The organism is Psychrobacillus sp. FSL W7-1493, from assembly GCF_038004905.1.
GTDB lineage: Bacteria > Bacillota > Bacilli > Bacillales_A > Planococcaceae > Psychrobacillus.
In genome coordinates, this window is sequence record NZ_JBBOSB010000001.1 from 3,478,091 (window position 1) to 3,501,803 (window position 23,713).

General features: G+C 37.6%; 23 protein-coding genes, 1 riboswitch and 1 other annotated feature. Of the genes, 10 read left to right on the forward strand and 13 right to left on the reverse strand.

All coding sequences use genetic code 11. The features are described 5' to 3' along the window. Positions 1 to 108 precede the first annotated feature (108 nt). Both MKX96_RS17210 and MKX96_RS17215 read left to right on the forward strand, forming a co-directional pair. Complete coding sequence (locus MKX96_RS17210; RefSeq protein ID WP_340885737.1) at positions 109 to 231, forward strand: hypothetical protein; 123 nt, start codon at positions 109 to 111, stop codon at positions 229 to 231. Between the two features lie 35 nt (positions 232 to 266). Continuing rightward, positions 267 to 449 (forward strand): hypothetical protein, encoded by a 183-nt coding sequence (locus tag MKX96_RS17215; RefSeq protein WP_340885739.1) that lies wholly within the window; start codon positions 267 to 269, stop codon positions 447 to 449. Between the two features lie 870 nt (positions 450 to 1,319). Here the strand turns inward: MKX96_RS17215 and MKX96_RS17220 are convergent. The 3 genes from MKX96_RS17220 to MKX96_RS17230 are packed head-to-tail and all read right to left on the reverse strand — an operon-like array spanning position 1,320 to position 6,092. Then, positions 1,320 to 3,134, reverse strand: coding sequence for an ABC transporter substrate-binding protein (locus tag MKX96_RS17220; protein WP_340885742.1), 1,815 nt, complete (start codon positions 3,132 to 3,134; stop codon positions 1,320 to 1,322). Positions 3,135 to 3,161: 27 nt separating this feature from the next. After that, the gene (locus MKX96_RS17225) at positions 3,162 to 4,652 is read right to left on the reverse strand and encodes an ABC transporter permease (RefSeq protein WP_340885744.1); all 1,491 of its coding nucleotides are present in this window, start codon (positions 4,650 to 4,652) and stop codon (positions 3,162 to 3,164) included. Positions 4,653 to 4,667: 15 nt separating this feature from the next. After that, a complete protein-coding gene (locus tag MKX96_RS17230; RefSeq protein ID WP_340885746.1) occupies positions 4,668 to 6,092 on the reverse strand; it encodes an ABC transporter permease in 1,425 nt (474 codons plus the stop codon). 241 nt (positions 6,093 to 6,333) lie between these two features. Here MKX96_RS17230 and MKX96_RS17235 point away from each other — a divergent pair, with 241 nt between their 5' ends. The 3 genes from MKX96_RS17235 to MKX96_RS17245 all read left to right on the forward strand — a co-directional run bounded on the left by MKX96_RS17235 (position 6,334) and on the right by MKX96_RS17245 (position 9,867). Beyond that, positions 6,334 to 8,070 carry an ABC transporter ATP-binding protein gene (locus MKX96_RS17235; RefSeq protein WP_340885748.1) on the forward strand — a complete coding sequence of 579 codons (1,737 nt, stop codon included), beginning with the start codon at positions 6,334 to 6,336 and terminating at the stop codon, positions 8,068 to 8,070. A 72-nt stretch (positions 8,071 to 8,142) separates the two neighbouring features. Further along, a riboswitch (SAM riboswitch) is annotated at positions 8,143 to 8,245 on the forward strand. Positions 8,246 to 8,360: 115 nt separating this feature from the next. Beyond that, the gene (locus MKX96_RS17240) at positions 8,361 to 9,467 is read left to right on the forward strand and encodes a 5-methyltetrahydropteroyltriglutamate--homocysteine S-methyltransferase (RefSeq protein ID WP_340885750.1); all 1,107 of its coding nucleotides are present in this window, start codon (positions 8,361 to 8,363) and stop codon (positions 9,465 to 9,467) included. Positions 9,468 to 9,567: 100 nt separating this feature from the next. Next, positions 9,568 to 9,867, forward strand: coding sequence for a hypothetical protein (locus MKX96_RS17245; RefSeq protein WP_340885752.1), 300 nt, complete (start codon positions 9,568 to 9,570; stop codon positions 9,865 to 9,867). A gap of 138 nt (positions 9,868 to 10,005) precedes the next feature. Here the strand turns inward: MKX96_RS17245 and MKX96_RS17250 are convergent, their stop codons facing one another. From MKX96_RS17250 to MKX96_RS17270, 5 genes are all read right to left on the reverse strand, one after another. Beyond that, positions 10,006 to 10,188 (reverse strand): DUF6019 family protein, encoded by a 183-nt coding sequence (locus MKX96_RS17250; protein WP_251553534.1) that lies wholly within the window; start codon positions 10,186 to 10,188, stop codon positions 10,006 to 10,008. Between the two features lie 14 nt (positions 10,189 to 10,202). Next, entirely contained in the window at positions 10,203 to 10,901 is a 699-nt protein-coding gene (locus tag MKX96_RS17255) for a DUF3169 family protein (RefSeq protein ID WP_340885755.1), read from the reverse strand. Next, positions 10,901 to 11,101, reverse strand: a complete 201-nt coding sequence (locus MKX96_RS17260; protein WP_340886094.1) for a helix-turn-helix transcriptional regulator — start codon at positions 11,099 to 11,101, stop codon at positions 10,901 to 10,903. The genes MKX96_RS17255 and MKX96_RS17260 overlap by 1 nt, the downstream gene beginning before the upstream one ends. 196 nt (positions 11,102 to 11,297) lie before the next feature. Beyond that, positions 11,298 to 11,645 (reverse strand): DUF3147 family protein, encoded by a 348-nt coding sequence (locus MKX96_RS17265; protein ID WP_169359036.1) that lies wholly within the window; start codon positions 11,643 to 11,645, stop codon positions 11,298 to 11,300. Further along, entirely contained in the window at positions 11,633 to 12,052 is a 420-nt protein-coding gene (locus MKX96_RS17270; RefSeq protein ID WP_340885758.1) for a MarR family winged helix-turn-helix transcriptional regulator, read from the reverse strand. Before MKX96_RS17270 ends, MKX96_RS17265 begins: the two co-directional genes overlap by 13 nt. Before the next feature lie 213 nt (positions 12,053 to 12,265). Here MKX96_RS17270 and MKX96_RS17275 point away from each other — a divergent pair, with 213 nt between their 5' ends. The 4 genes from MKX96_RS17275 to MKX96_RS17295 all read left to right on the forward strand — a co-directional run bounded on the left by MKX96_RS17275 (position 12,266) and on the right by MKX96_RS17295 (position 15,439). Next, positions 12,266 to 13,171, forward strand: a complete 906-nt coding sequence (locus tag MKX96_RS17275; RefSeq protein ID WP_340885760.1) for an AEC family transporter — start codon at positions 12,266 to 12,268, stop codon at positions 13,169 to 13,171. Positions 13,172 to 13,615: 444 nt separating this feature from the next. Then, positions 13,616 to 13,882 (forward strand): spore coat protein CotJB, encoded by a 267-nt coding sequence (locus MKX96_RS17285; RefSeq protein ID WP_340885764.1) that lies wholly within the window; start codon positions 13,616 to 13,618, stop codon positions 13,880 to 13,882. A 13-nt stretch (positions 13,883 to 13,895) separates the two neighbouring features. Beyond that, positions 13,896 to 14,465 (forward strand): manganese catalase family protein, encoded by a 570-nt coding sequence (locus MKX96_RS17290; RefSeq protein WP_340885766.1) that lies wholly within the window; start codon positions 13,896 to 13,898, stop codon positions 14,463 to 14,465. A gap of 245 nt (positions 14,466 to 14,710) precedes the next feature. After that, positions 14,711 to 15,439 (forward strand): polysaccharide deacetylase family protein, encoded by a 729-nt coding sequence (locus MKX96_RS17295; RefSeq protein WP_340885768.1) that lies wholly within the window; start codon positions 14,711 to 14,713, stop codon positions 15,437 to 15,439. 101 nt (positions 15,440 to 15,540) lie between these two features. Here the strand turns inward: MKX96_RS17295 and MKX96_RS17300 are convergent, their stop codons facing one another. The 4 genes from MKX96_RS17300 to MKX96_RS17315 all read right to left on the reverse strand — a co-directional run bounded on the left by MKX96_RS17300 (position 15,541) and on the right by MKX96_RS17315 (position 21,303). After that, positions 15,541 to 17,637 (reverse strand): MMPL family transporter, encoded by a 2,097-nt coding sequence (locus tag MKX96_RS17300; protein WP_340885771.1) that lies wholly within the window; start codon positions 17,635 to 17,637, stop codon positions 15,541 to 15,543. Between the two features lie 86 nt (positions 17,638 to 17,723). Continuing rightward, positions 17,724 to 18,314, reverse strand: coding sequence for a TetR/AcrR family transcriptional regulator (locus MKX96_RS17305; RefSeq protein WP_340885773.1), 591 nt, complete (start codon positions 18,312 to 18,314; stop codon positions 17,724 to 17,726). 104 nt (positions 18,315 to 18,418) lie between these two features. Continuing rightward, on the reverse strand, positions 18,419 to 19,903 hold the full coding sequence (dacB, locus tag MKX96_RS17310) for a D-alanyl-D-alanine carboxypeptidase/D-alanyl-D-alanine endopeptidase (RefSeq protein ID WP_340885776.1): 1,485 nt from the start codon (positions 19,901 to 19,903) through the stop codon (positions 18,419 to 18,421). Positions 19,904 to 20,058: 155 nt separating this feature from the next. Further along, positions 20,059 to 21,303 (reverse strand): erythromycin esterase family protein, encoded by a 1,245-nt coding sequence (locus MKX96_RS17315; RefSeq protein WP_340885778.1) that lies wholly within the window; start codon positions 21,301 to 21,303, stop codon positions 20,059 to 20,061. Positions 21,304 to 21,407: 104 nt separating this feature from the next. Beyond that, positions 21,408 to 21,668 (forward strand) — a binding site (T-box leader). A 62-nt stretch (positions 21,669 to 21,730) separates the two neighbouring features. Here MKX96_RS17315 and MKX96_RS17320 point away from each other — a divergent pair. Next, positions 21,731 to 22,936 carry an MFS transporter gene (locus MKX96_RS17320; protein WP_340885780.1) on the forward strand — a complete coding sequence of 402 codons (1,206 nt, stop codon included), beginning with the start codon at positions 21,731 to 21,733 and terminating at the stop codon, positions 22,934 to 22,936. Here MKX96_RS17320 and MKX96_RS17325 read toward each other — a convergent pair whose 3' ends face one another. Continuing rightward, the gene (locus MKX96_RS17325) at positions 22,937 to 23,674 is read right to left on the reverse strand and encodes a class I SAM-dependent methyltransferase (protein WP_340885783.1); all 738 of its coding nucleotides are present in this window, start codon (positions 23,672 to 23,674) and stop codon (positions 22,937 to 22,939) included. Positions 23,675 to 23,713: the final 39 nt, after the last annotated feature.

Here is a 23,713-nt window from a genome sequence, read left to right on the forward strand (position 1 = left end):
AGGGATCTCTCGAAAGTGGATAGCACGGTTGGGGAAAGAAAAACCCCAGTCGACTAAAATGATGCTATTGGTTTAATCGGTAAAATAATAAATGAAGGAGGAAAAGAAATGATGATACCAAAAAAGATTGGTAAGCAGGTTAATAAATTTGTAGGTAAAAATAAATTGGAGTTGCCAACACACTATTTAGGTGAAAAGTGGCTAACAGGAATGGTGCTAGCCACACCTTAACAATATAATTGGACTTCTCCTTAAGGAGAAAAATAATGATTACGATTAATGATATAGAATATGCAAAGCAACGGATGGCTGACTTGGAAAAGGAAGTAAGACAATCTAAATTAGGACATAACTACCTATCCAGAAAAAAGAAAATCCAAAAACCTTTTTTGAAAAGAGTCTTGAGTTATTTTACACGCGTAAATTTAAAAGGCTCTGTTAAAGGCTAGAGTTGATTTTTCATGAGATAGTTTTTGTTTTTGAAATGCTACACCTAAACTAACTGCTGCGCTAGTCAAAAACAAAATCAAAGTAAAATGAGCCAGGAAAAAATATCCTAGCTCATTTTTAATTTGTCTGTTAAACCAACCTTTACTTTTAACACATAGCCTATAAAACTAAAATTAAATTACAAAAAGAGGCTGGGACAAAAGTTCCCTTAAAATAAAGCATTGTTGTTTTCCGTTCCAGCGGACGCTTTCCGGGGGCACGGCTTCAATCTCCTCGTCGCTTTGCTCCTGCGGGGCTTTCAGCTCGCGCTGTTCCCCCAGGAGTAGCCGCCTCCTCTCCAAACAAACATAAAAGAGAACTTTTTATTAAAAAAAGCATTGTTAAAGCTATTAGTTGATTTTGATTAAAAATTTCTTTTTTATAGTGACTGTAAACATTACAAAAGTGATAATTCAAAGAACTATTAAAAGCATAAAGAGATTATGAAATGTGGTGTGAGTCTATTTCCAAGCTTTGTTTATGCGAGTAATTTTATAGATCTTTATCGCTGTATAAAAGCCGTTTCCATTATTGATTGGAGCGCCAGACGGCGACTCCTGCGGGATGAGTGAGACAGATAAGATATCACAACCACGCGCGTAAGCGATGGGTGATGGCTTATCGCTCACCCCGCGGAAAGCGTCCGGCTGGTGCGGAAATCAATTCTACGTTCTAATTTAAAGATTTATTTGCTTCATAAATCAACCCTATCTTTTTATATAGCCTAAAAAAATAAGTTACCTTTAAAAAAATAAAGAAGTGAAATCACGTTGTTATTTCACTTCTTTTAATTTATTTACCAGTTATGTCCCAGCCTCTTTTATATTATTTTATTTGCCAGCTTTAAAAGCCTCTAAGAACTCATCTACCTTAGCAGCATCTGCCTTAAGCTCGTTACCCGTTTCTACAAGAGGACTTACAGTTGATACTGCTTTTTTCTTGTTTCCTTGGTAATAGTTAATAATTTCATCTTGGTTGATCGAGTACAGAATCGCTTTACGTAAAGATTCGCTGTCTGATACTTTACGTCCTTTTGTATTAAATAATAGATAAGATACAGCATTACTATCGTTTTTCTGAAGAGTTAGCTTGCTATCATCTTCAACTAATTTGTATTTTGTTTCAGGAACTCCATTAAATATATGAATCTCTCCGTTGCGAAGAGCCGATAGCGCGCTATCCGCATCTGCAATGAAACGAACGGTTACGTTTGCGATCTTCGGCTCGTTTTCAGTTCCTGGCATATAAGCAGGGTTTTTTACGAATACTGCCTCATAATCATTTTTGTGGGATAAGATGTAAGGCCCACTAGCATATAACGTATTGTTATAAGCAGCACCTTCTGTTACTGTATTTTGATCTCCGTAAGGAATATCTTTGTTTACATCGAAGGTAGCAACATCGTAAGTGTTGATGCTCTCCACTTGTTTTTTAGACACAATCCCTGCAGATTGATGAGCCAAATAATTTAAAACTTGTGGGAATGGATTAGTCGTTGTAATTTTAACTACTTGGTACTTTCCTTTAGCTGCATCTGCTTGTGTTTTATCTGTCACTAGCTCTGAAATTGCTGTATCAACATTATTTTCTAAAGCTTCCTTCACCGTAGTATCACTGCCTGATTGCTTCACATCAAGCTCTGAAAGATCTGATACAATTTCAATGTTTTCCATGCTTTCGTGTAAGCTAAATGTGCGATGATCTGGAACAGATTTACTGTCTTTTGCACGGTTCATCGAGAATACTACATCCTCTGCCCCTACACGTTCTCCAGTATCTACTGCTTTTTTATCTGTTACTGCCGCAAAGTTAATATCATCTCTTAGTAAGAAGTAATAATCTTTATTGCCATCTGCGATTGCATGGTTCAGTGAAAGAGAACCGTCAGAAACTACTTTATCATCGTCTGTTAAGTTAACTAAACGAACGTACATATTTGTATTTAGTGTATTAATAGAACCGTCATTTCCTTTTATAGGATCTAATGAGGTTAAGGATGCGATTCCCTGTTGCATGATCAGTGGTGCAGAATCTCGTTTAGAAGCATCTACAAAGTCAATTGTTTCCCATGCGATTGCACGAGATTTAGCCAATCTCACAGTATCCGCATTCAATACTTCTTTATTTACTCCTTGCGCTTTAAAAGAATTATATAACGGTGCAATATAAGCTTTTTCTAAGACGAGAAGATCCTCGAATTCTTTATAAGTTTTTGTGTATTCTTCTGGTGTTTCTGTGCTAGCCTCTTCGATTAGCTCATCTATTTTCTTGTCAGACATAATGCTGTTATCACCGTCTGTTTTGAAAAGCGCACGTACTGCATAGTCAGGGTTACCCGTTACAGTCGTCCAGCTAGATAAAGCTAAATCATAGTTTCCTGCATCTTTTTGCGCAGTGAAGCTACCGTAGTCTGGTTGAATATTTAATTTCACATCGAAGCCATTTTTGATTAACTGGTCACGTACAATATTCATGTCCGCTTCCCCAGTGCTCATCCCTAACAGCTCAATTACTACCTTACCCTGCTCTGTTTTAGAATCAGATTTGTCTGTTGCTTTATCTACGTCTGATTTTGTGTTTACACAACCTGCCAATATTAAAACTAGCGTTAACAATAAAGCTAATAATCCTTTTGTATTCTTCATTACATTTTCCTCCTTGTTGAGCTTGCTTTAATCCATTCTCGGATCAAATGCATCTCTAAGTCCATCGCCTAAAAAGTTAAAAGATAATACGAGACCTATAATTGCAAGGCCAGGTATAATCGCCAAATAGGAATTAGACTCTAAATAAGTACTACCTATTTTTAAAATATTGCCCCATTCAGGTATATGTGGCTCTACTCCAAGACCTAAGAAGCTCAAGCTACTCGTTGCAATTACTGCTGTACCTATTGTAAGTGTAGCTTTGACAATCATAGGTGCAAGGGAATTTGGAACAATTTGCTTAAAGATGATCGATAGATTGGAAGCCCCTAAAGCCCGGGCAGAATCTACATATTCGTAATTCGAGACCATCATCACATTCGCTCGCATTGTTCGAGCATATGTCGGAATAGAACCAACACTCAAAGCTAGTATAAGATTCGTAGTATTTGCTCCGAATGCTGCAATAATTGCAATGGCAAGTAATATCCCTGGAATTGCGTACAAAATATCAAGCAAACGCATAATGATGTTATCTGTACGTTTGCTGTAATATCCAGCCAATGCTCCTAATGCCCCTCCCACTATGAATGGTATTAACGTAGAAGCAAAGCCTACAATTAGAGAAATTCTCGCCCCGAAGATAATTCGAGAAAATACATCTCTGCCATAATTATCTGTACCGAACGGGTATTCCAGGCTTGGCGACTGAAGCAGTGCCTCATAGTTATTCTCTACTGCCATATCATAGTCAAAAGTAAAACGGCTAGAGACAGATAACGCGAACATAAGAACGATAAAGAACATTCCCAGTATAGCTGTAGAATTACGAGTGATTTTATCCCACATTGTGTTCCACTTCACTATTCGTGACAGACTGTTACTACGCGTTTTAATGATTAAGCTAACGCCAAGCAGTAAGTTGAAAATATTACCTGTCAACGAAGTGATAATTAATACAATCGCTAAGCCCTGCATCCACCCAGGCGCACCTTCATCACTGACATACCTAGCTACAGCCACCAAAGTAAACACTTGGATTATTAAAATGACGAGTAAAGCACCCATTGCGGGTAAAAAAGTGTCCGACACATATGGTTTAAAGAGATTCAATGCAGAAATAACTAGAATAAAAAGCTGGGTGAAAATCATCCAAATGCTGAATGTGTATTCTGGTGTTTTCTTCTCCTTGATCAAATTAAAACCGAATGATGCTATGAAGATATTACCAGTTAATAGAGCGGTTACTTGGACATAGCCAAGCCTTCTAGTAGCATTTTTTAAATGCCCTAAACTCAAAAGCTCTCGTTTCATTCTCCAGATTATAAAATACTGAAACGCTGTAAAAAATGCATATATAGCTAAAATACTACTAGCAATTGGCTTTAACGTACCCATGTCAAAATTAAAGCTATTAAACAATAAAACTATTGTCAGTAGAAGAGATAATACTCCAGCAAAGTTTGCCTGAGTATATTCTCGTGACAGCTTTAGTGCATGTTGTTTTTTAGATACCACTTTTACACCTACTTCTTACAGTTGCTTCATCTTAGATTTTATACGTGGATCAAAAAATGCATATAAAATGTCGATGAGCACGTTCACTAAGGAAATGGTTATTGCAATATAAATAACTCCACCCATAATGGCTGGGATATCGGGGATAAACTGTTTATCGACAATATAACTCCCAATACCACTAATATTGAATACTTTCTCTGTAACAGCTGCTCCACCTAGCATTCCGCCAAACAGTAGACCAATAACCGTAATGATTGGAATCATTGCATTTCCTATTGCATGCTTCCAAAGTACTTGGCGTTGGTTTAAGCCTTTCGCTTTTGCGGTAATTATATAATCCTCATTTATAATTTCTAAAACGGATGAACGTGTCATTCTCGCTACCGAAGCAGTAAGGCCTGTTCCGAGCACAACTACAGGCATAATAATGGACAAATAGTTTTGAGGACTATAGGTTGCTGGAAGCCATTGTAGCTTAATAGAAAAGTTCAAGATAAAGATAAGTCCCTGCCAAAAGTTGGGGATGGACAAGCCGATCAAAGCAATGAACATAAATGAATAATCTAAGAAAGAGTTTTGTCTTGTTGCAGATATAATTCCTACTGGTATCGCAATTACTACGGCCATCACTAAAGATAAGATAGCAATCATTAGCGTAACTGGAAACTTGTTTGCAATACTTGTTGCGACATCTTCATTTCCTGTAAAGGATGCTCCTAAATCAAATGTTACGATGCCTTTTACAGAGTTCCATAACTGATGTAAATAAGGTAAGTCTAACCCGTGCATTTGGTTGAATGCAGCAATCTGATCCTTCGTTGCACTTTCCCCTAAAAGATTGGCAGCTGGATCAAATGGTGACAGGTATAAAATAGTAAATACTAGAATGGAAACACCCGTTATCACAAAGATACTCATAATAAGTCTCTCAAAAATAAATTTACTGAACGCATTACTATATATACCTAACAAAAGGTACATCAATAAGCCTGGTATAAATGAAATAATGAGAAATGTTGTATTTTCTAACATACTTTGAAAATAGGATGTATAAGTAAGAGGCTTCGTGCCTTTTAACTGATGTATTTCTTCCATTTCAGTAGATACAAGCTTTTCTATTCGATCTTCTACTAGTTTATTTACTTCCGCCGTCATTTTTTCTTTATTAATTTTTTCATTAAAAAAGGTATGCTTTCGTTCATATTGTTCCTTATACTCTTTGTACAGTTCCTCTCGTACTCCCCTTGCCTCAAATGCAGACTTTAAATCGCTTTTTAAGGAAGAATGAGGATCCTTCTGTTTTTTTAAATAAAAGAGTATAAAAGTAATTATATGAACCGGCAAACCAAGTAAAAATAACAAAATACTATAGAAGGAATGATGTTGTAGTCTTCCGTAGGTAAAACTAAATGCGTTGGAAGAAAATTTTCTTCCCATACTAAATACCCCCTCTCTATATTGTATAAATCCGAGTGGTATAGTATAGTATAGATTCGAACTACCATTAAGTCAACGCAAATTATTTAGTCTATTTAGAGTAGGGTTAAATGCGCCACTAATGTGCGTGTTTAGTCTTCTTTTTTGTAGAAACCGCTCATATTACTTTAAATATACGCTCTCTAACAACAGAGCATGAATTATAAACAATACGAAGATTTCATTCAGATAGGTGGTTTTCATGGAAACTATTTTAAAAGTAGAGGATTTACAAATTTCCTTTTTAACAAATGATAATGAATTTGAGGCTGTTCGAGGGGTTAGTTTTGAAGTCAAAAAAGGAGAAACATTGGGCATAGTCGGAGAATCTGGAAGTGGAAAAAGCGTCACGGCCCGTTCCATTATGCGCCTTTTACCTTCTCCCCCTTCTTTCATGAAAAATGGTTCCATTGAGTTTTTAGGGGACCAACTTCACACAAAAACAGAGAAGGAAATGGAAGGTATTAGAGGAAAAGATATCAGTATGATTTTTCAGGATCCGATGACCTCTTTAAATCCAACCATTCGTATCGGCGTTCAAATAGCAGAAAGCCTTATTAAGCACCAAAAGCTCTCGAAAAAAGAGGGAAAGGCACAAGCAATTGAGCTACTCAAGCTTGTAGGAATTAAAAATAGTGAAGAACGTTATAACCAATATCCGCATGAGTTTTCTGGCGGTATGCGTCAAAGAGTTATGATTGCCATTGCTTTAGCGTGTAAGCCCACGCTACTTATAGCAGATGAGCCAACTACTGCGTTAGACGTGACCATTCAAGCTCAAATATTAAATTTAATGAAGGATATGCAGAAGCGCTTTGGGACCTCTATTATTTTAATCACTCATGACCTTGGAGTTGTCGCTGGAATGTGTGACCGGGTAGCAGTGATGAAAAATGGAGAAATCGTTGAAACAGGAACTACTGAAGAAATTTTTGCTAACCCAAAGCATGACTATACGAAAAAACTATTAAATGCCTTGCCTCGTTTAGACGAGAAGAAAAAGCCGAAGAAACCTCCTCTTCGTTCTATTGGATTAGAAAATGGAAAGCCGCTGCTAGAAGTTAAATCTTTAAAACAGCATTTTCAAGTAAGTCGCGGGAATGTCTTAAAAGCGGTCGACGATATTAGCTTCTTTATAAAGCCCGGAGAAACTCTTGGTCTTGTAGGAGAATCGGGCTCAGGTAAATCTACAACCGGTCGAGCGATTCTTCGATTACACGAGCCTACAGATGGAGATGTGCTATATCAAGGGATGGCCATTAATCGTTTAAGTAAAAATGAGCTCAAAACGATGCGTCGGCATATGCAGATCATCTTCCAGGACCCTTATTCTTCCTTAAATCCTCGATTAAAGGTACTAGACATTATTGGGCAGGCGTTAGATATTCATCGTCTAAGCAAAAATGCAGAGGAAAGAAAGAAACGAGTAGAGGAATTACTAGTATTGGTAGGCTTAGACCCCTCGCATGCATTACGTTATCCACATGAGTTTTCTGGAGGACAGCGACAACGTATAGGTATCGCTCGTGCACTTGCGGTTGAGCCAGATTTTATCGTCTGTGACGAACCTCTATCGGCTTTAGATGTTTCTATACAAGCACAGATTGTAGAGCTCCTGGAGGATTTACAGCACAGACTAGGCCTGACATACTTATTTATCGCACATGACCTGTCCATGGTAAAACATATAAGTGATCGTGTTGCTGTCATGTATTCTGGAAAAATTGTAGAGCTAGCAGAAAGTGAGGAGCTTTATACTAATCCACAGCACCCGTACACTAAGTCTCTCTTAGCAGCCATCCCAATCCCTGACCCAAAAGTAGAGGCCAAGAAAAAGCGTGTGCTCATGGAAGAGTCTAATGTTACTGACAAGTATCAATTAAAGAATTCTGAGCTTGTAGAGGTTTCTAACGGTCACTGGGTAGCTATCCCTAAGTAAGGTAACCCTTGAAATAGTTTAAAACCCATGTTAAACTTATTTTTATTATATTTAGACAATTTAATATTTTATTTCTTATCAAGAGAGACGGAGGGATTGGCCCTATGATGTCTCAGCAACCAGCCTTTTAGGTGTGGTGCTAAATCCAATAGACATTAAGTCTTGAAGATAAGAAGAATGACTTCAATATATATTGAGGGCTCTCTTCTTATGAAGCGAGCCCTCTTTTTATTTGATTTTATAGTCAGGATTACTAGCAACATAATATAAATAGAAGGTAGGAATTTAATATGACAAATCAATTACTTGTAAAAGCACCTTTCAAAGCAGATCATGTGGGAAGCTTCCTGAGACCGGAACGTTTAAAGCAAGCAAGGGCTCAATTTGAACAAAAAGAGATATCCTTAGAACAACTCACTCAAATTGAAAATGAAGAAATTATTAAACTCGTAGAAAAACAGAAGGAAGCTGGACTACTTTCAGTTACAGACGGAGAGTTTCGTCGAAAATGGTGGCATTTCGATTTTTTAAGCGGACTTGATGGCGTGGAATTTTATGAAACCGATCAAGGACTCTCCTTTAAAGGGGTGCAAACAAAAGCTCATGGTATTAAGGTGACAGGAAAAATTGGCTTTAGTACCCACTACATGATTGAGCATTTCAAGTTTTTAAAAGAAGCAGCTGGGGATGCTGTTGTAAAATTTACTATCCCTAGTCCGAACATGCTTTATTATCGAGCAGCCTTTGAGGAAGGGGTTTACAACAATGATGAGGAATTATTTTCTGACTTAATCACAGCTTATCAAGGCTTTATTCAAGCAATTTACGATGAGGGCTGTCGTTATCTTCAAATTGATGATACTTCATGGGCTACCTCCTTTTCCGAGGAAGGCCTCGTTTCCTTAAAGGACAGGGGGTTATCGCTTGAGCAAGCCTTATCCCTTTCTGCAATGGCTATTAATGAGTCTATTTCTAAAAGACCAGCTGATATGCTAGTGACCATGCATATTTGTCGGGGAAATTTCCGATCCACTTATATCACAAGCGGAAGCTATGAGTTAGTTTCAGAAACTATATTCGGTGGATTAAATGTGGATGGTTTATTTTTAGAATTTGACGATGAGCGCTCTGGTGGTTTTGAGCCTTTACGACATGTTAATAGAAAGGATTTAAATATTGTCCTAGGGCTGATCACCTCTAAGCATGGGGACCTAGAGGAAGAAGAATTAGTTAAAGCTCGCATCGAAGAAGCTACTAAATATGTACCAAAAGAACAGCTTTGCTTGAGTCCTCAATGTGGATTTTCTTCTACAGAGGAAGGAAACATATTAACTGAAGAGGAACAATGGGCAAAAATTCGCCATGTAGTCCAAATAGCAAAGGATGTTTGGAACTGACTTACCCACATGTGGATAAAGTAAGTAGAAATGTTTTTACATTTGCCTGTTAGGGTATCTATTTAAATAAGATATCAGTTCTATATAGGAGGAATGTATGATGAGTAAAGTTTATGAATATACAACAGATGATGTCGTAGAAGAAACCGGTAATTATACGTGTGAGTCTGGTACAACTAGAACCTTAGAAAAGGGTTCGAAATTCCCTTCTTGCCCCGATACAGAAGTAGTTACTTATTGGAAACGCTCTGAAAGTCATACCCATAGCTCAGGGCAGGAAGTATTTACATCTGGTCGCTATGTGGATGAAGATGGAGATGAAGCTTTTCTGGAGGCTGGCTCCACTTTTCCAAACTGCCCAAAAGCAGGAACCCCTACTACATGGTCCCATGCAGGATAACTAAGTTGCTGATACTTGTCTTATTTTAAAGACAGGTATCAGTTTTTATTATACTAAACAAACAGCGAGCAAGTATTACAGATAAGCCATCATAGCTGATTGGATTTCTGTAGTGGTGGCTTACCGAAATACGAAATCTTAGTTCTTTAAATCGTCTATGGACCTTTGCACCTTGTCTTCTTGCTCTTGTCGATATTTCCTTCTAGCTTCCTCTGAGACTAACATAGACTCATTAATCCCATTTTTTACTCCCCACTTGATAATAAAGTATAAAAGTATAGATAAACCTATTATCCATAAAAGCAATTGTCCCGTAGTCATTTTTAAAATCCCCCTTATTTATTGCGTACAACTACTAAATAGCTTGTGTTCACTACCAGTAAGACTAAGCACATTACTGCTATAGAAAAAATTTGAGATTGCTCGCTAAAGTAAGAAAATGCAACAGCTAAAATAATACCAGTGAGCATAAACAGGTTGAATAATTGATGCGATTTATAAAGTCCTTGTAAAGTCACGTACTTCTCCCCATCATCCATAGAGTCCATCAGCCGTTGCTCATAATCCTTTGAATGGATGCTCGGAAGGTTTCTTTCTGGATAACTTGTCTTTATAAAATTTGCACTAAACATTGGGGTTATCCAGCTAGCTAAGAACAAAAATATAAAACCAATTTGTAAAATTGTATTGTTTGTCATTAGAATAGAAACTGCAACCGCTAATATAGACAAGACTTGAGAAATATTAGCAGCTATGCCCAAATCAGCGACCTTTTTGTATTTGTACTCTTCCATTAAATCCTCTTGTTCCCCTTCAAATGTTTGGGAATTCACTGTTTTTATCTTCCCTATAAACACAAGACTGATTACTAAAAGAGTTAGGATCATAGCCAAAACAATATATAAAATCAGATTTACAGGATCGTCCCATGCTTCTCGAACCTCATCTTTACCCATCATGATAGCAAAAGTAATCGTAAAACCAGCTACCCCTCCAAGCAGTAAACTAACAATTGTTGTGAACACCTTTTTCATTATTCTTCCTCCCCTATTAAAAAGACATTTTCTACAGGGTCATTAAAAATTCTAGCTATACGAACCGCTATTAATATAGAAGGCATATATTCTTCTCGTTCTATTAAGCTAATAGTTTGCCTAGAAATTTTAGCTAACTTGGCTAGTTCTGTCTGATTGAGTCCATCTCTTGCTCTTAACTCCTTTAAACGACTTTTCACCATTACCCGCCTCCTCTTTTCCAATATATACAATTATAGTCATTTTGACAACTATAATTGTCAAAATGACTATAAAAAATGTCATGCGATTCAAATGTGTTTTCGTCTACAATTCTTTTGCAATTTCTTTTAGTTTATTTAAAACAAGCGCTTCCTCGTTTGCCACCTGTGCTGTAGCAACAACACCAGCCCCTCATTAGACGATGTGCTTAATATAAGTTACCACGGTTTCTTGTATGTATAAGAAGAATAACCATCCAGCAATCCCTAACAAGATGGAAACAAAAAGATGCAAAGAATTTTGTAATGCCAGATATACGATCAGTAGCATTACAGCGGTTGCTGGGAATCCCCATAGCACTCCTAAAGCGAACTTGCTAAGCGTAGAGGATTGCTCTCCTTGAACATACAGCCAAACAATACTTAGTAAGCTCACTAAAGGCAATGCTGCAATAATACCTCCATAGGTGGGAAATCTCCTGGAAATCTCCGTTACCATAGCTATAATAATAGCGGATATAATAACCTTCATTAAAATGTACATTTTTTAGCTACCTCACTTAAGGTTTGAAATGCTTTTTCAATTATTATTTTTTCTTCCTGCGAGAGTTGATTCATAATCTTCGATAACTTTTGATCATCCAAACTTGTGTTTCGATATAAAACATCTGCCCCTACTTCCGTTAAGCGAAGTATAACTCTTCTCTGGTCCTCTCCACTTTTCTCTTTAATTATATAATTTTTCTCAATTAGTCTTTTAATATGTTCTGACGCAGTATTATGTGAAATCTGCAAAACCTTTGCTACCTCATTAATTCCAGCATCCGAATGTTTATCCAGAAGTTGAAGTATTCGTACTGCTTGATGAGTAATTTTATCCACATGTGGATAATGTAAATAAAAATAAATGTCAGTCCAATACTGATTTAGTTGATTTGATTGTATACTCATTTTTTATCCCCCCCGTTTTTTATATCGTATAATACGATATAATTTTAACATACCCTTAAAACTATTTCAGAAAAAAGATTCCACAAATGATATAGTTATATATATATTACGGATACCGGACTAGTTTTTTGGTTTGGTTTGTTTTTGGTTTGTTTTTGTTACAAGTGCCTGGCACCTGTAATATTTGAAGAAATGGTTAAGGGGTGGGTTTGGATGGATTTATTGCTGATTATTTTGCCGGTTTTTATTATCTTTTTTATTGGTTTTATTGGGCAGAGATTGATAGGGTTTGATATTAAATCTATTTCATCAGCTGCGCTTTATCTTATGTCTCCTTTCTTAGCATTTCGTACGTTTTACACGCATGAGTTGTCTATTGATTATGTATATATTTTGGGGGCATGTCTTCTTTTGACCTTTTGCTTATTGGGAGTCGTGTGGCTTTCTTCCCTTTTTATGCAGACGACCCGCCCTCAGTTAGCAGCATTAATTTTAGGGAGTGTTTTTCCTAATAGCGGGAACTACGGGGCACCAGTTGTTCTCTTTGCTTTAGGGGCTGTTGGATTTGATTATGCTGTTGTGATAATGGTTTTCCACGGTTTGATCATGAACACCATTGGAATCTTTTTTGCCTCGTTAGGTGGAGAGGAAAAAGCTACCTGGCAGCAAGCTGTACATAAGGTTTTAAGAATGCCTCTAGTTTATGCTTCCTTACTGGGAGTTCTCCTTCAAGTGCTAAATGTGACTGTTCCTCAGTCAGTAATGGAAGGAGTGGGACTAGCTGCAGATGCTTCTATACCGACCGTCATGCTTGTGCTCGGTATGCAATTGGCAGTGATTTCAAGGAAAAAGGTTGCATATCGATTTGTTACGACAGCAACGGTTATTCGAATGTTTGTTTCACCTTTACTGGCAGCAGCCATTATGTTTTTTCTACCGGTAAATGACTTACTTAAAACGGTCTTTATCATTCAAGCTGCCATGCCAACAGCTGCAAACACAACGATGCTTTCTTTACAATTTGGAACTGAACCAGATTTAGTATCCTTTACAACCTTTATAACTACTATTCTCAGTATCCTTACCATTCCATTCGTTCTGTTTTTTCTCGGAATTTAAATTCTAAAGCTTTTCTAAAGCGCGTTTACCGAATACCTTTCTTAGGTGGTCTTTTTTTGTAAATAATCTAAAGAATCGAGAATGTTACAGGTGCCAGGCACCTGTAACATTTTTTATATCCCTTGCCTCCCGAGACCTGCAGTCGTTATTAAAAATTGTTTTTTGGGTTGTCCTTCTAGTCTTATTTCAATTTTTTTTACATAGGTTGGTTTGAAGGAGTGATTACAAGATGGAAAATTGGCAGTTTCGGGGCAGCTTTAAGCCATATGTTTCTCCACGGGACCCTTGCCCCCCTATTCTAGTAAGAAAGTTTGTGCTTCCTCCACAGCTCTTTACTAACTTTCAACAGCCTGGTCTACCGCAAAATACTCCAGCAGAAGCGCTAAAGCAAGGTTCCTTGTGGCCTCAGTTTGTCGATGGATTTTATAGGGAGGAGGGAATTTCGTGACATCTAGCGATCATCAATGGAATCTATTAAAGCAGGTCCAACAAATGGATTTTGTTGTCGTAGAGCTCACTCTCTATACCGATACTCACCCGGACGATTTGGATGCTCTAGAGCAATGGCGGGAGGCTATAAAAAATGCCGCCGCAGTCAGGAAGAAATATGAAGGTCAGTATGGACCTCTTTCTTTAATGTCTACTCCCTCCAAGCAAGCATTAGAGGTTGGCTGGCGATGGAACTCTACCCCATGGCCATGGCAAATATGAAAGGAGAAAATGAATGTGGGTTTATGAGAAAAAACTGCTTTATCCTGTAGAAGTAACGACGTGTAACCCAATGCTTGCTAGATATCTTATGGAACAGTACGGAGGAGCGGACGGAGAGCTCGCAGCTGCACTGCGCTATATGAACCAACGATATACGGTTCCGGATAAAGTAATTGGAATTCTTACGGACATTTCAACAGAAGAGTTTTCTCACCTAGAAATGCTTGCTACGATGATTTACAAACTAACAAAGGATGCTACTCCTGAGCAATTAGAAAAAGCTGGCCTTGGACCTCATTTTGTTAATCATGGACACTCTTTATTCTATGAAAATGCTGGTGGTGTTCCTTTTACCGCTGCATACATTCAATCTAAGGGTGATCCAATTGCAGATTTATATGAGGATATTGCCGCCGAAGAAAAAGCTCGTGCCACCTATCAATGGCTAATCGACATTTGTGATGATCCAGGTGTAAGTGATGCTCTTCGTTTCCTTAGAGAAAGGGAAAATATTCACTCCTTAAGATTTAGGGAATCGGTAGAGCTACTTATAGAAGATAGAGACCAGAAAAAAATATTCTAAATAGAAATGCTTGGTGACTAGTCCAATCTAGTTCCCAAGCATTTTTTGATTGCGGAATGATTACAGGTGCCAGGCACTTGTAATCATTATGTAACCCTGGCACCTGTAATCATTCTGCAATTATAGTACCTGTAGTCGTCTTGCATTTAATGGGAGCTCTCTGGCTGGTATATTCTTATTTGCTAGGGCAACAATAACTTAAATAATACTTCCGCCAAATATGCTACAAGGAGGAATATAAAGCGATGAAGTCACTTTTCATTAAAATTGGAGTAGTATTCCTTGTGCTTTTTGGCATTGGTTATACTACCTTCGCCATGGATAAGGGGCGACCTTATTACGAAGAGAAGGGATATGTTATGTGGGAGATAAAAACAGATGAGAAGGTTATCGCCCTTACATTTGATGATGGTCCCCATCCTACATATACACCGCAGGTTTTAGATTTATTAAAAAAACATGATGCAAAAGCAACTTTTTTTGTGATTGGAGAAAGAGCAGAGAAGTATCCAGAGGTTGTTTCTAGAATGGGGACAGATGAACATGAGATCGCTAACCATACGTATACACATCCACTAACCATTTCCCCAGCTAAGCTAAAGGAAGAATTAGAAAAGACAAATGATATAGTTCATAAAATAACAGGAACCTATCCCATTTTTTATCGGCCAGTAGGTGGCCAGTATAATGACAAAATTATTAACACTGCGTTTGATGAAGGTTATAAAGTAATTATGTGGTCTTGGCATCAGGATACAGAGGATTGGAAAAGACCAGGTACAAAGAAAATTGTTAAAAAGGTATTATCAGGTGTGAAGCCAGGCAACATTGTTTTATTCCACGATTCTGGAGGGGACCGTTCTCAAACTATTAAAGCACTGGAAGAAATACTCCCCGAGCTTCAGAGGCAGGGATATCGGTTTGTAACTGTCTCAGAGCTGATTGAAATACACACAATGTCACTACATCCATAAGTGTCTTTAGTATGAGTAAAGATGAATTTTTTACTCCTTAATCCATGTAAAAAGCTTGAACCATTAGAATCCCTAACGGTTCAAGCTTTCATTATTTCTACTTATTCATTTTTATCCTTTTCAAACAAGACGATTAAAGCTGGTAATAAAATACCTCGAATTAAGAAGGTATCGAGAATAATACCTACCGCAACAATGAAGCCGAATACGAACAATAATTGAATTGGCTGAGTCATTAAGACAGCAAATGTAGCTGCCAATAGAATCCCGGCAGAGGAAATTACTCCTCCTGTATGAGAAACTGCAATTTGAACAGCATCCTTCACTGAATGCTTTTGACGTTCCTCCATAAAACGAGATATTAAAATGATATTATAATCTATCCCAAGCGCAACGAGGAACACAAAGGAATACAATGGAACTCGATTACTGATGGTATCAATATCAAAGAATAAATTAGATAAGAACATTCCTAAGCCTAATGCAGCTAAGAATGACAAAAGAATGGTTCCCATCATGTAAATAGGCATTTTAATAGACTTTGTCAACACGATTAATAGAATGAAGATCAAAATCGTTTCTAATACAACGATAATGATTAAATCACGATCATTAACTGCTCGATCATCCACTTGAGCAGCCGTCTCACCTGCAAAGTATAGGTCGCCGTCAGCATCCGATGCAGAAATGATATCCTCTTTCTCTTCTATCATTTTCTCGAGAGCATCCATTGATTCAGTAGAATATGGACTGTCCTTAAAGGTTAATTGGTATTGCACCGCTAACCCATCCTCTGATACACCAGTAGGACGTACAGAGTTTACAAACTCTTGGTTTTGAAGCTGCTCCAAAATACTTGCTTGAACTTCCTCCGTTACTTCTTCCTCTGATTCAAAAAGAACAGTTGTTGGTGCTAAATCACCTTTCGCAAACTCTTCCTCTATAATCTCATAGCCCATACGTGATGGCATATCCTCTGGGAAGGACTTCATCGTATCGAACTCATACTTTAGGTTAAACATATTCAAAGCAGATCCCACTAAAATAACAAGTATAATTAGAGCCGCTACAATTGGTTTCCCTACAACGAATGAACCAATTTTGCTCCATAGTTTACTGACCTTCTCTTCCCCTTCACCATACTTAGGAATGCGTGGCCAGAACGACTTGCGACCAAATAATGTGAACAATGCAGGTATTAATGTTACAGAAGCAAACATAATAACAAACATCGTAGTACCAAAGATCGGAGCGAAGTTTCTATAATCTCCGAAGCTCGCAAAGAACAATACTAGCATTGCTGCAAGAACAGTACCACCTGCAAAGAATACTGGTATTCCTGTTTCTCTCATTGCCCACTTCATCGAATCGAACTTACTCTCATAATTCTTCAGTTCCTCACGATAACGAGAAAAAACAAATAAAGAATAATCAATGGTAGCTGCAAACAATAGAATAGACATAATAGATAATGACTGAGCTGCTAAATCTAGACCTCCTGCTCCGAGAATACCTAACAATTGATTAACTACCTGATATACAATCCCTGCAGCCAATAATGGAATAATTGCTAATAAAGGAGATCGATAAATGACGATTAATAGAATTAAAATGATACCAACAGTAGCTAAAATCAATACTAAATCTGCTCTTTCAAACAAATTAGTCGTGTCTACCGCAATACCAGCTGGGCCAGTAATATAAACATCTGCTCCCGTATCTTCCAAAACTATATCTCTTATTTCTTCTAGTGATTTTTCTAATTCAGCAGTTTCTAAAGAGGTTATAAAATTTAACGGAACAACTGCTGTCTTTTGGTCCTCTGAGAAGAAACCAGCTAGAGCCTGAGGTGGCAGACTGCTAAAAGGAACAACTTCCTTTACCCCATTAATATTTGCAGCACTTACTTTATCTAATGCTTCTCCAAGGGCAGTTACATCAATTTCAGAATCCTTGGATTGTAATACTAAAATAGCCGGAAGACTTTCTGCATCCTTAAAGTGCTCGTCAATATGCTTTTGAGCCACTACGGATTGAACATCCTCAGGAAGAGACGTGACGCTTGATACTTTATGGTCTCCCGCTCCAGGTGCAAATATTGATAGTAAGACCGTAATCGCTATCCATGCACCGATTGTAATCCACATACCCTTTTTAGTGGCTACAAAATCAGTAACACTTCCTAATAACTTTTTCAACAATTCCACTCCCTACTTGGTTTGTTAAGTGACACTAGTGTCACTTTGGATAAAAAAACATATTACTTTTTCATTATCCTTTTCTATCATTTTCCTGTCAATGAATCGACCTTGAACATACCACTACTTAAGATTTCCTTAATAGAAGCCACCCATTCGCCTTCAGGAATATGAAAGTGGTTGGGAATCGCAATAATTTGAAAGATCATCCCCAGTAAAACTGCTGTAGGCAAATGCTCCTTAATAAGACCTTCTCTTCTCCCTAGCTCAATAAATCCTTCAAATTGCTGGTACATACTAATATAGTATTCGCTAATTCGAGATTTATTATTCAACGCACGCTTTGTTGTAGGCGCAGGTATTTGGCCTATAATATCCAACACCTCATAAATATTATTATGCGCAAAAATAAAATCAATCAACTCATTAAACTGAGTTGAGAAATCAGCACTTTTATTCAACTTATCAAAATCCTTTAAAAACCTAGCCATCTCATACATCAGAAACTCAGAAATTAACTCATCCTTGTTTTCATAATATTTATAGAGACTTCCTCTTGAAACACCCAAACGTGAAGCCAGCTTACTAAACGTAAAAGCCTCGTAGCCATCTTGAATAATTAATTCCTTCGTTTCCTTAAACAAATGCTCATCAGTAAATTTTCTTTCACGAGCCATATCCAACACCTCACTATCCCACTCATTATATTACAAAAACCATCCTACACAAAATTACAGCAACGTTACGGGTGCCAGGCACCTGCAACATTGCTGTAATTGTTTTATTTGTGGTTTGTTATGGCAGTTGCTATTTGGTCAATAGAAGGTACGGTGCTCGCTTTATTGTCTTCTGTAAGGACTGTGAATATGAGTAGCTCTCCGTCCTTTGTTTTCGCATAGCCTGCAAGTGCTTTAATGTTTTTAAGACTCCCTGTTTTCGCCATTACGTTTCCAGCAGCTGGTGCTGTTCCTAGTCTGTGGCGCAGTGTGCCACCAACGTAGCGGTCCTTCGATCCAGCGATAGGAAGACTCTTATAATAGGTGTTATACCATGGTTCTTTTCTAATCACATACAATAAATGAGAAAGCTCTCTCGATGTAATTTTGTTGGAATAGGATAGACCAGAAGCGTCCTCGAACTTCCATTGAGAAGTATCTATCCCAACAGAGAATGCATAATCCCGCATTACCTGGAGTCCTGCATCCCAACTTCCTTCCCCATATGCCTTTTTCCCCATTTCCTTAGCTAAAATCTCAGCATGTACATTGTTGCTCAGCTTCATGAATGGAACGATTAAATCTTTTAAAGGCTGTGATTTTCTAGAAAGGAGTGTATTAGCGTTAGCAGGAGTCTTTCCCTTTACTAATTTGCTAGACTTCCCAAGGGTAATCCCTCTTTCTGCTAAGGAGCGCTTGAAAATATCAAGTGCATACATCGTTGGATCTGTAACGGCAATCCATTCCTTGGATCCAGAACTTCCAATAGGAGAGTTTCCCGTGACAATTACTTTGTTTGTCCCAACCTCACGCGTAATTTTAAGAGTACTTTTACTTCCTTTTGGAACCGTCTTAGATTTATTAACAACCTTCAATACATTAGTATTCGGGGATAGCGTTACCCTAGCCGCTTTTCCATTACTTGTTGGCTTAGCCTCCACAATGACAGATCCAGCATCAAAATCTCCATTGGGCGATAAGGTTAATGCGGAAATAGGAGCAGCATAATAATAGGGCACGTCCTCCTCTAGTATTCCAGATGATAGCCCTACGCTGTCATACCAAGTATCATCTCCAACTAGATTACCTGAAATTTGCTTAATGCCTTGTTTGGATAAACCCGCAGCAAAATTGTCAAAGTGGCTTTTTAATAAAGTCGGATCTCCTTGCCCTTTAAGATAGAGATTACCATTCAAGGTACCTTTACTTATCTTTCCATTCGTTAATACAGCAGTAGAAAACCGAAAATCCTCTCCCAATGTTTCTAGCGCTGTAGCTCCAGTCAACAGCTTTAAGGACGATGCAGGAGTAATCCCTTTATTTCCATTACGTTCATAGATGATTTCCCCCGTAGAAGCCTTGCGAACTGTAATACTGGAAGTTGCGTTTTTCATTCGATTGTCTGCCATTATTGTATTTAATTTATTCGTTAAACTAGTATAGGTTGAAGCAGCCTCAACCGAAGAAATGGACGGAGTAGGTACAAATATAGCGCTTCCTATTAAGATGATTGCTACTAATGTAATAAGTACTTTTCTGCAAGCCTTCAATTCTCTACCTCCAAATTATCTATTTTTTGTTAGTTTAACATGAAATAGTAAAATAATAAGTTCAAATTGTATATATTTCTAAAAACCTGTCTTTTTTCCTACTGCAAAATAAAACGAGGTGTAAAGTCACTGACCTTATCACCTCTCCTTACTTTCTACTTTAAAGGTCTTAAAGCATTTGTTTGCTCTAAGTAAATAAAAGCATCGTATCTTTCACTTATTTTAGAAGGAACGTAATTACCATAGGCCTCAAAAGCGGGATTATAAACGACTCCTATGGCTCGATGACCTATCCACTCGTTGAACAGAGTACGATTATCTTTATTAAAGAGCAATAGCTTGTCTCCACCCCCAGCATCGTGGAGCACATCCTCCCAGGAATCCTTCCTCGCTGGAGGAACTTTTTCTTTTTTGTAGGGGGTGTCCCATTCATCTGCAGCTATGACTGTTCCTGAATGAGTACCAAAGCCTAACGCAAATACATTGTCTCTTCTATTTTGAAGACGAAGGATTTGTCCAACATTCAACATCCCTGCATCCTTCATATCTGTAGCTGACGCATCACCAATATGCGTATTATGCTCCCAAATAATGATTTTTGCATCTTTTCCATGGTAATCCATTATTTCATTAATGGCCTCTACCATATGCTCATCTCGGACATTCCATGACAGATCATCACTTCGAACCATTGCTCGGTAATATTCCTCTGCATTCCCAGCAACTAAAGCGTTTATCTTCAAATTTAAGTCATTTTCTTCTTCGTCTTTAAAGTTATCTTCGTGTTCTCTGATGGACTTGATAAGCTTTGATACCTCTTCTATACAAGCCTCTGAAATGTCTAAAGTGGAAAGTGCGTATGTTTCCGGATGTCGATTAAATGGTTCAAAGCAAGAAATAGCTCTTTGTGCAAATTGTAATTCCGTTCCGTTTGGATCAGTTTCCTTTAAATATCGAATGACCTCATCCAACGATTCCCATAGGCTATATACATCGATTCCATAAAAGCCAATTTTATCTTCTTTATTACTATTATAAGCCTTTAACCATGTAGAAAATTCAGCAATTTCTTCGTTAGCCCACATCCAAGTTGGCCAACGCTCAAATGCAGCCATAAGCATTTCTTTAGCATCCGAGTACTTACTATAGCCCTTTATGAATCGATTAATGTGCTGAGTGGATGGCCAATCTCCCTCCACCGCTATCAAAGTAAAACCCTTTTCATTTATTAATCGTTTAGAAATTTCAGCTCTTACCTTGTAAAACTCTGAGGTACCATGACTCGCCTCGCCAAGTAAAACAATGTTAGCTCCCCCAATTGCTTCTAATAAAGGATTTAAATCTTCATCCGTGGATATAGGCAACGCAAATTGCTGAATAGACTCCTTTAATTTCTTCAATAATTGCACTCCTCTCATGTGAAGTTTGAGTAATCTAAATTATTTTTATTCTATTTTATATGCCGAGCTAGAAATTAACCAAATATATGGTATGATATTGTAAATTAAATGCGATGAAGAGAAGAGTAAGTAATTTATAGTCTTCCAAAAGAGAGTCCTGGCAGCTGAAAAGGGATGAAGAAGGAATTACTGAAACAAGCCTCTGAGCTTCACATAGGACTCGTATAAAACGGGGTATGATGTGACGGGTGCTCCTGTTATAGAGCTAAAGTATAAGCATATTATATGCCGTACTTGAAAAGGCTCCTTTGGTGACAATGGGGCAAACTGGGGTGGCACCACGACATGTTAATCTCGTCCCCAAGACAATCGTCTTGGGGGTGGGATTTTTTTATTTGTAGTAATAAACATGTCGGGAGGAATATAAATGAATAAGCGGAAAGTTAGAGCTCTTTATTTAGGTGTTGTTGGACTTGCAAACATTGGAGGATGGATTTATTTACTTGCCCTTAATCTAATTATTTTGGACAAAACAGGGTCTGTATTAGCCGTAACTGGATTATATATAATTAAACCCTTCGCTAGTATGTTAATTGGACCTTGGGCTGGAAGTATGATTGACCGTGTTTCTACTAAGCATTTGATGATATTTTTAGATATTATCCGGGCTATTCTCGTAGGCTCTCTGCTTTTTGTAGATTCCTTATGGATTATCTATTTGCTAGTTTTATTTATACAAATGGCTGGTGCTATATTTGAAACAAGCTCATTTACTTATATGACTTTATTGTTACCAGAAGAGGATCGAAACAAGTTTAATGCTGTGTTAACCTTTGTTCATTCGGGTGCGTTTGTTACCGGACCTTTTCTAGCAGGTATATTATTTATGCTTGCACCACTTGAATTTTCATTAATAATAAATGTATTAATCTTTATTTGCTGCGGTATATGGACTATATTCCTGCCTAATATACTCAATACTATCCCTGAAGTGAAAAAACACCTCCACGTAAAGGAGGTGCGAGAAGATTGGTATGCCGTTTGGAACTTTAGCAAAAAATACTTGTCCTTTTTCTTCATTTATATGACCTTCCAAGGGACGATGCTAGTAACTGCAGCATTAGATTCCACAGAAGTTGCTTTTGCAAAGGAGGTGCTCTTATTGACAGATGCTGCCTATGGATCCCTTGTTAGTATAGCTGGACTGGGATTTTTACTAGGTGCAATATGTACAAATTTGTTGGTAAGGTTTCTATCGGCTAAAGCAATGATGGGTCTAGGGACATTTTTTGTAGCAAGTGGATATTTTATTTATAGTCTCTCAACTTCCTATTTTGCAGCAAGTATTGGGTTTTTCGCATTATCATTCAGTCTTTCTATAGCCAATACTGGATTTATGACATATATTCAATCACGAATTCATTCTAATATGATGGGACGCATCACTAGTTTATATGAGATGATTTCTAGTTTTGTTCAAATAGTAGCAGTCCTTCTATTCGGACTAGTTGCTAGCTGGGTATCCATCAAAGTAGTGGTCATAGGAGGCTCCATTCTCATGCTACTTGGTTCATGCTATTTAATCCTTATTACATGGAGAATATCTAAAACAAGAGGTTTTGAAACCCTTTGACTATTTACTTTTTTCACAGGCAAAGGCTAATACAACAGGAATTCTTTGTCTTCGTTTAAATTCTTCTTCACTTGAAAAATGTTGACGCTTAGGATTCCCTTCACGCAATTCTAAGATTGTAAAGCCATTGTCTCGTAATGCTGTAAAGTATTGCTCAATTGTACGGTGAAATTTTATAACTATGTGATCGATCCAAGGTTCTTCTCTTTCTCCATCTAGAAAATAATTGTCCACTATCCAATTCTCACGTTTCTCTCCAGATTGCTTGCTTAAAAAGGAAGAAGTCGTGAGAGGATGCTGGACACTAAATATGAATTTTCCATTATCTTTTAAACTTTTATGTATAGAGCCGAATAGCTGATTTATATCTGACACATAATGTATAGCAAACCTAGAAGTCACTATGTCGTACGCTTTGGCTGGGTAAGGATATGACTCCATTGTATCCTTAATCACCTCGCCATTTAACGTCTTTAAATTTGCTTTGGCTGCTTCCACCATTTTTTCGGAGCCTTCCACCCCTATATATTTAGTAGCTCCATTCTGTACCAAATCCTTACCAAATGAGCCATCACCACAACCTAGATCTAGTATTGATTTACCATTAATATCTCCTAGCATTTCAAAAATCATCGGTCCTTCAATTGCATTATTCGGGCTGTCCGAACGTTCTCTCCTCTTAAAGTAATTCGTGAAAAATTGCTCTTGGTTGTAGGCGTTAAATCCTTTATGCGACATTAAATAACCTCCATTTAGTTATAGTTTTAGTAATATAAC

Bases quoted from the DNA above. Each gene is read 5' to 3' on its own strand.
- MKX96_RS17250 (WP_251553534.1), bottom strand. From the start codon at position 10,188: ATGACTACGGGACAATTGCTTTTATGGATAATAGGTTTATCTATACTT.
- MKX96_RS17265 (WP_169359036.1), bottom strand. From the start codon at position 11,645: ATGTACATTTTAATGAAGGTTATTATATCCGCTATTATTATAGCTATG.
- MKX96_RS17290 (WP_340885766.1), top strand. From the start codon at position 13,896: ATGTGGGTTTATGAGAAAAAACTGCTTTATCCTGTAGAAGTAACGACG.
- MKX96_RS17240 (WP_340885750.1), top strand. From the start codon at position 8,361: ATGACAAATCAATTACTTGTAAAAGCACCTTTCAAAGCAGATCATGTG.
- MKX96_RS17325 (WP_340885783.1), bottom strand. From the start codon at position 23,674: ATGTCGCATAAAGGATTTAACGCCTACAACCAAGAGCAATTTTTCACG.
- MKX96_RS17270 (WP_340885758.1), bottom strand. From the start codon at position 12,052: ATGAGTATACAATCAAATCAACTAAATCAGTATTGGACTGACATTTAT.
- MKX96_RS17320 (WP_340885780.1), top strand. From the start codon at position 21,731: ATGAATAAGCGGAAAGTTAGAGCTCTTTATTTAGGTGTTGTTGGACTT.
- MKX96_RS17295 (WP_340885768.1), top strand. From the start codon at position 14,711: ATGAAGTCACTTTTCATTAAAATTGGAGTAGTATTCCTTGTGCTTTTT.
- MKX96_RS17230 (WP_340885746.1), bottom strand. From the start codon at position 6,092: ATGGGAAGAAAATTTTCTTCCAACGCATTTAGTTTTACCTACGGAAGA.
- MKX96_RS17235 (WP_340885748.1), top strand. From the start codon at position 6,334: ATGGAAACTATTTTAAAAGTAGAGGATTTACAAATTTCCTTTTTAACA.
- MKX96_RS17220 (WP_340885742.1), bottom strand. From the start codon at position 3,134: ATGAAGAATACAAAAGGATTATTAGCTTTATTGTTAACGCTAGTTTTA.
- MKX96_RS17255 (WP_340885755.1), bottom strand. From the start codon at position 10,901: ATGAAAAAGGTGTTCACAACAATTGTTAGTTTACTGCTTGGAGGGGTA.
- MKX96_RS17245 (WP_340885752.1), top strand. From the start codon at position 9,568: ATGAGTAAAGTTTATGAATATACAACAGATGATGTCGTAGAAGAAACC.
- MKX96_RS17215 (WP_340885739.1), top strand. From the start codon at position 267: ATGATTACGATTAATGATATAGAATATGCAAAGCAACGGATGGCTGAC.
- MKX96_RS17210 (WP_340885737.1), top strand. From the start codon at position 109: ATGATGATACCAAAAAAGATTGGTAAGCAGGTTAATAAATTTGTAGGT.
- MKX96_RS17305 (WP_340885773.1), bottom strand. From the start codon at position 18,314: ATGGCTCGTGAAAGAAAATTTACTGATGAGCATTTGTTTAAGGAAACG.
- MKX96_RS17275 (WP_340885760.1), top strand. From the start codon at position 12,266: ATGGATTTATTGCTGATTATTTTGCCGGTTTTTATTATCTTTTTTATT.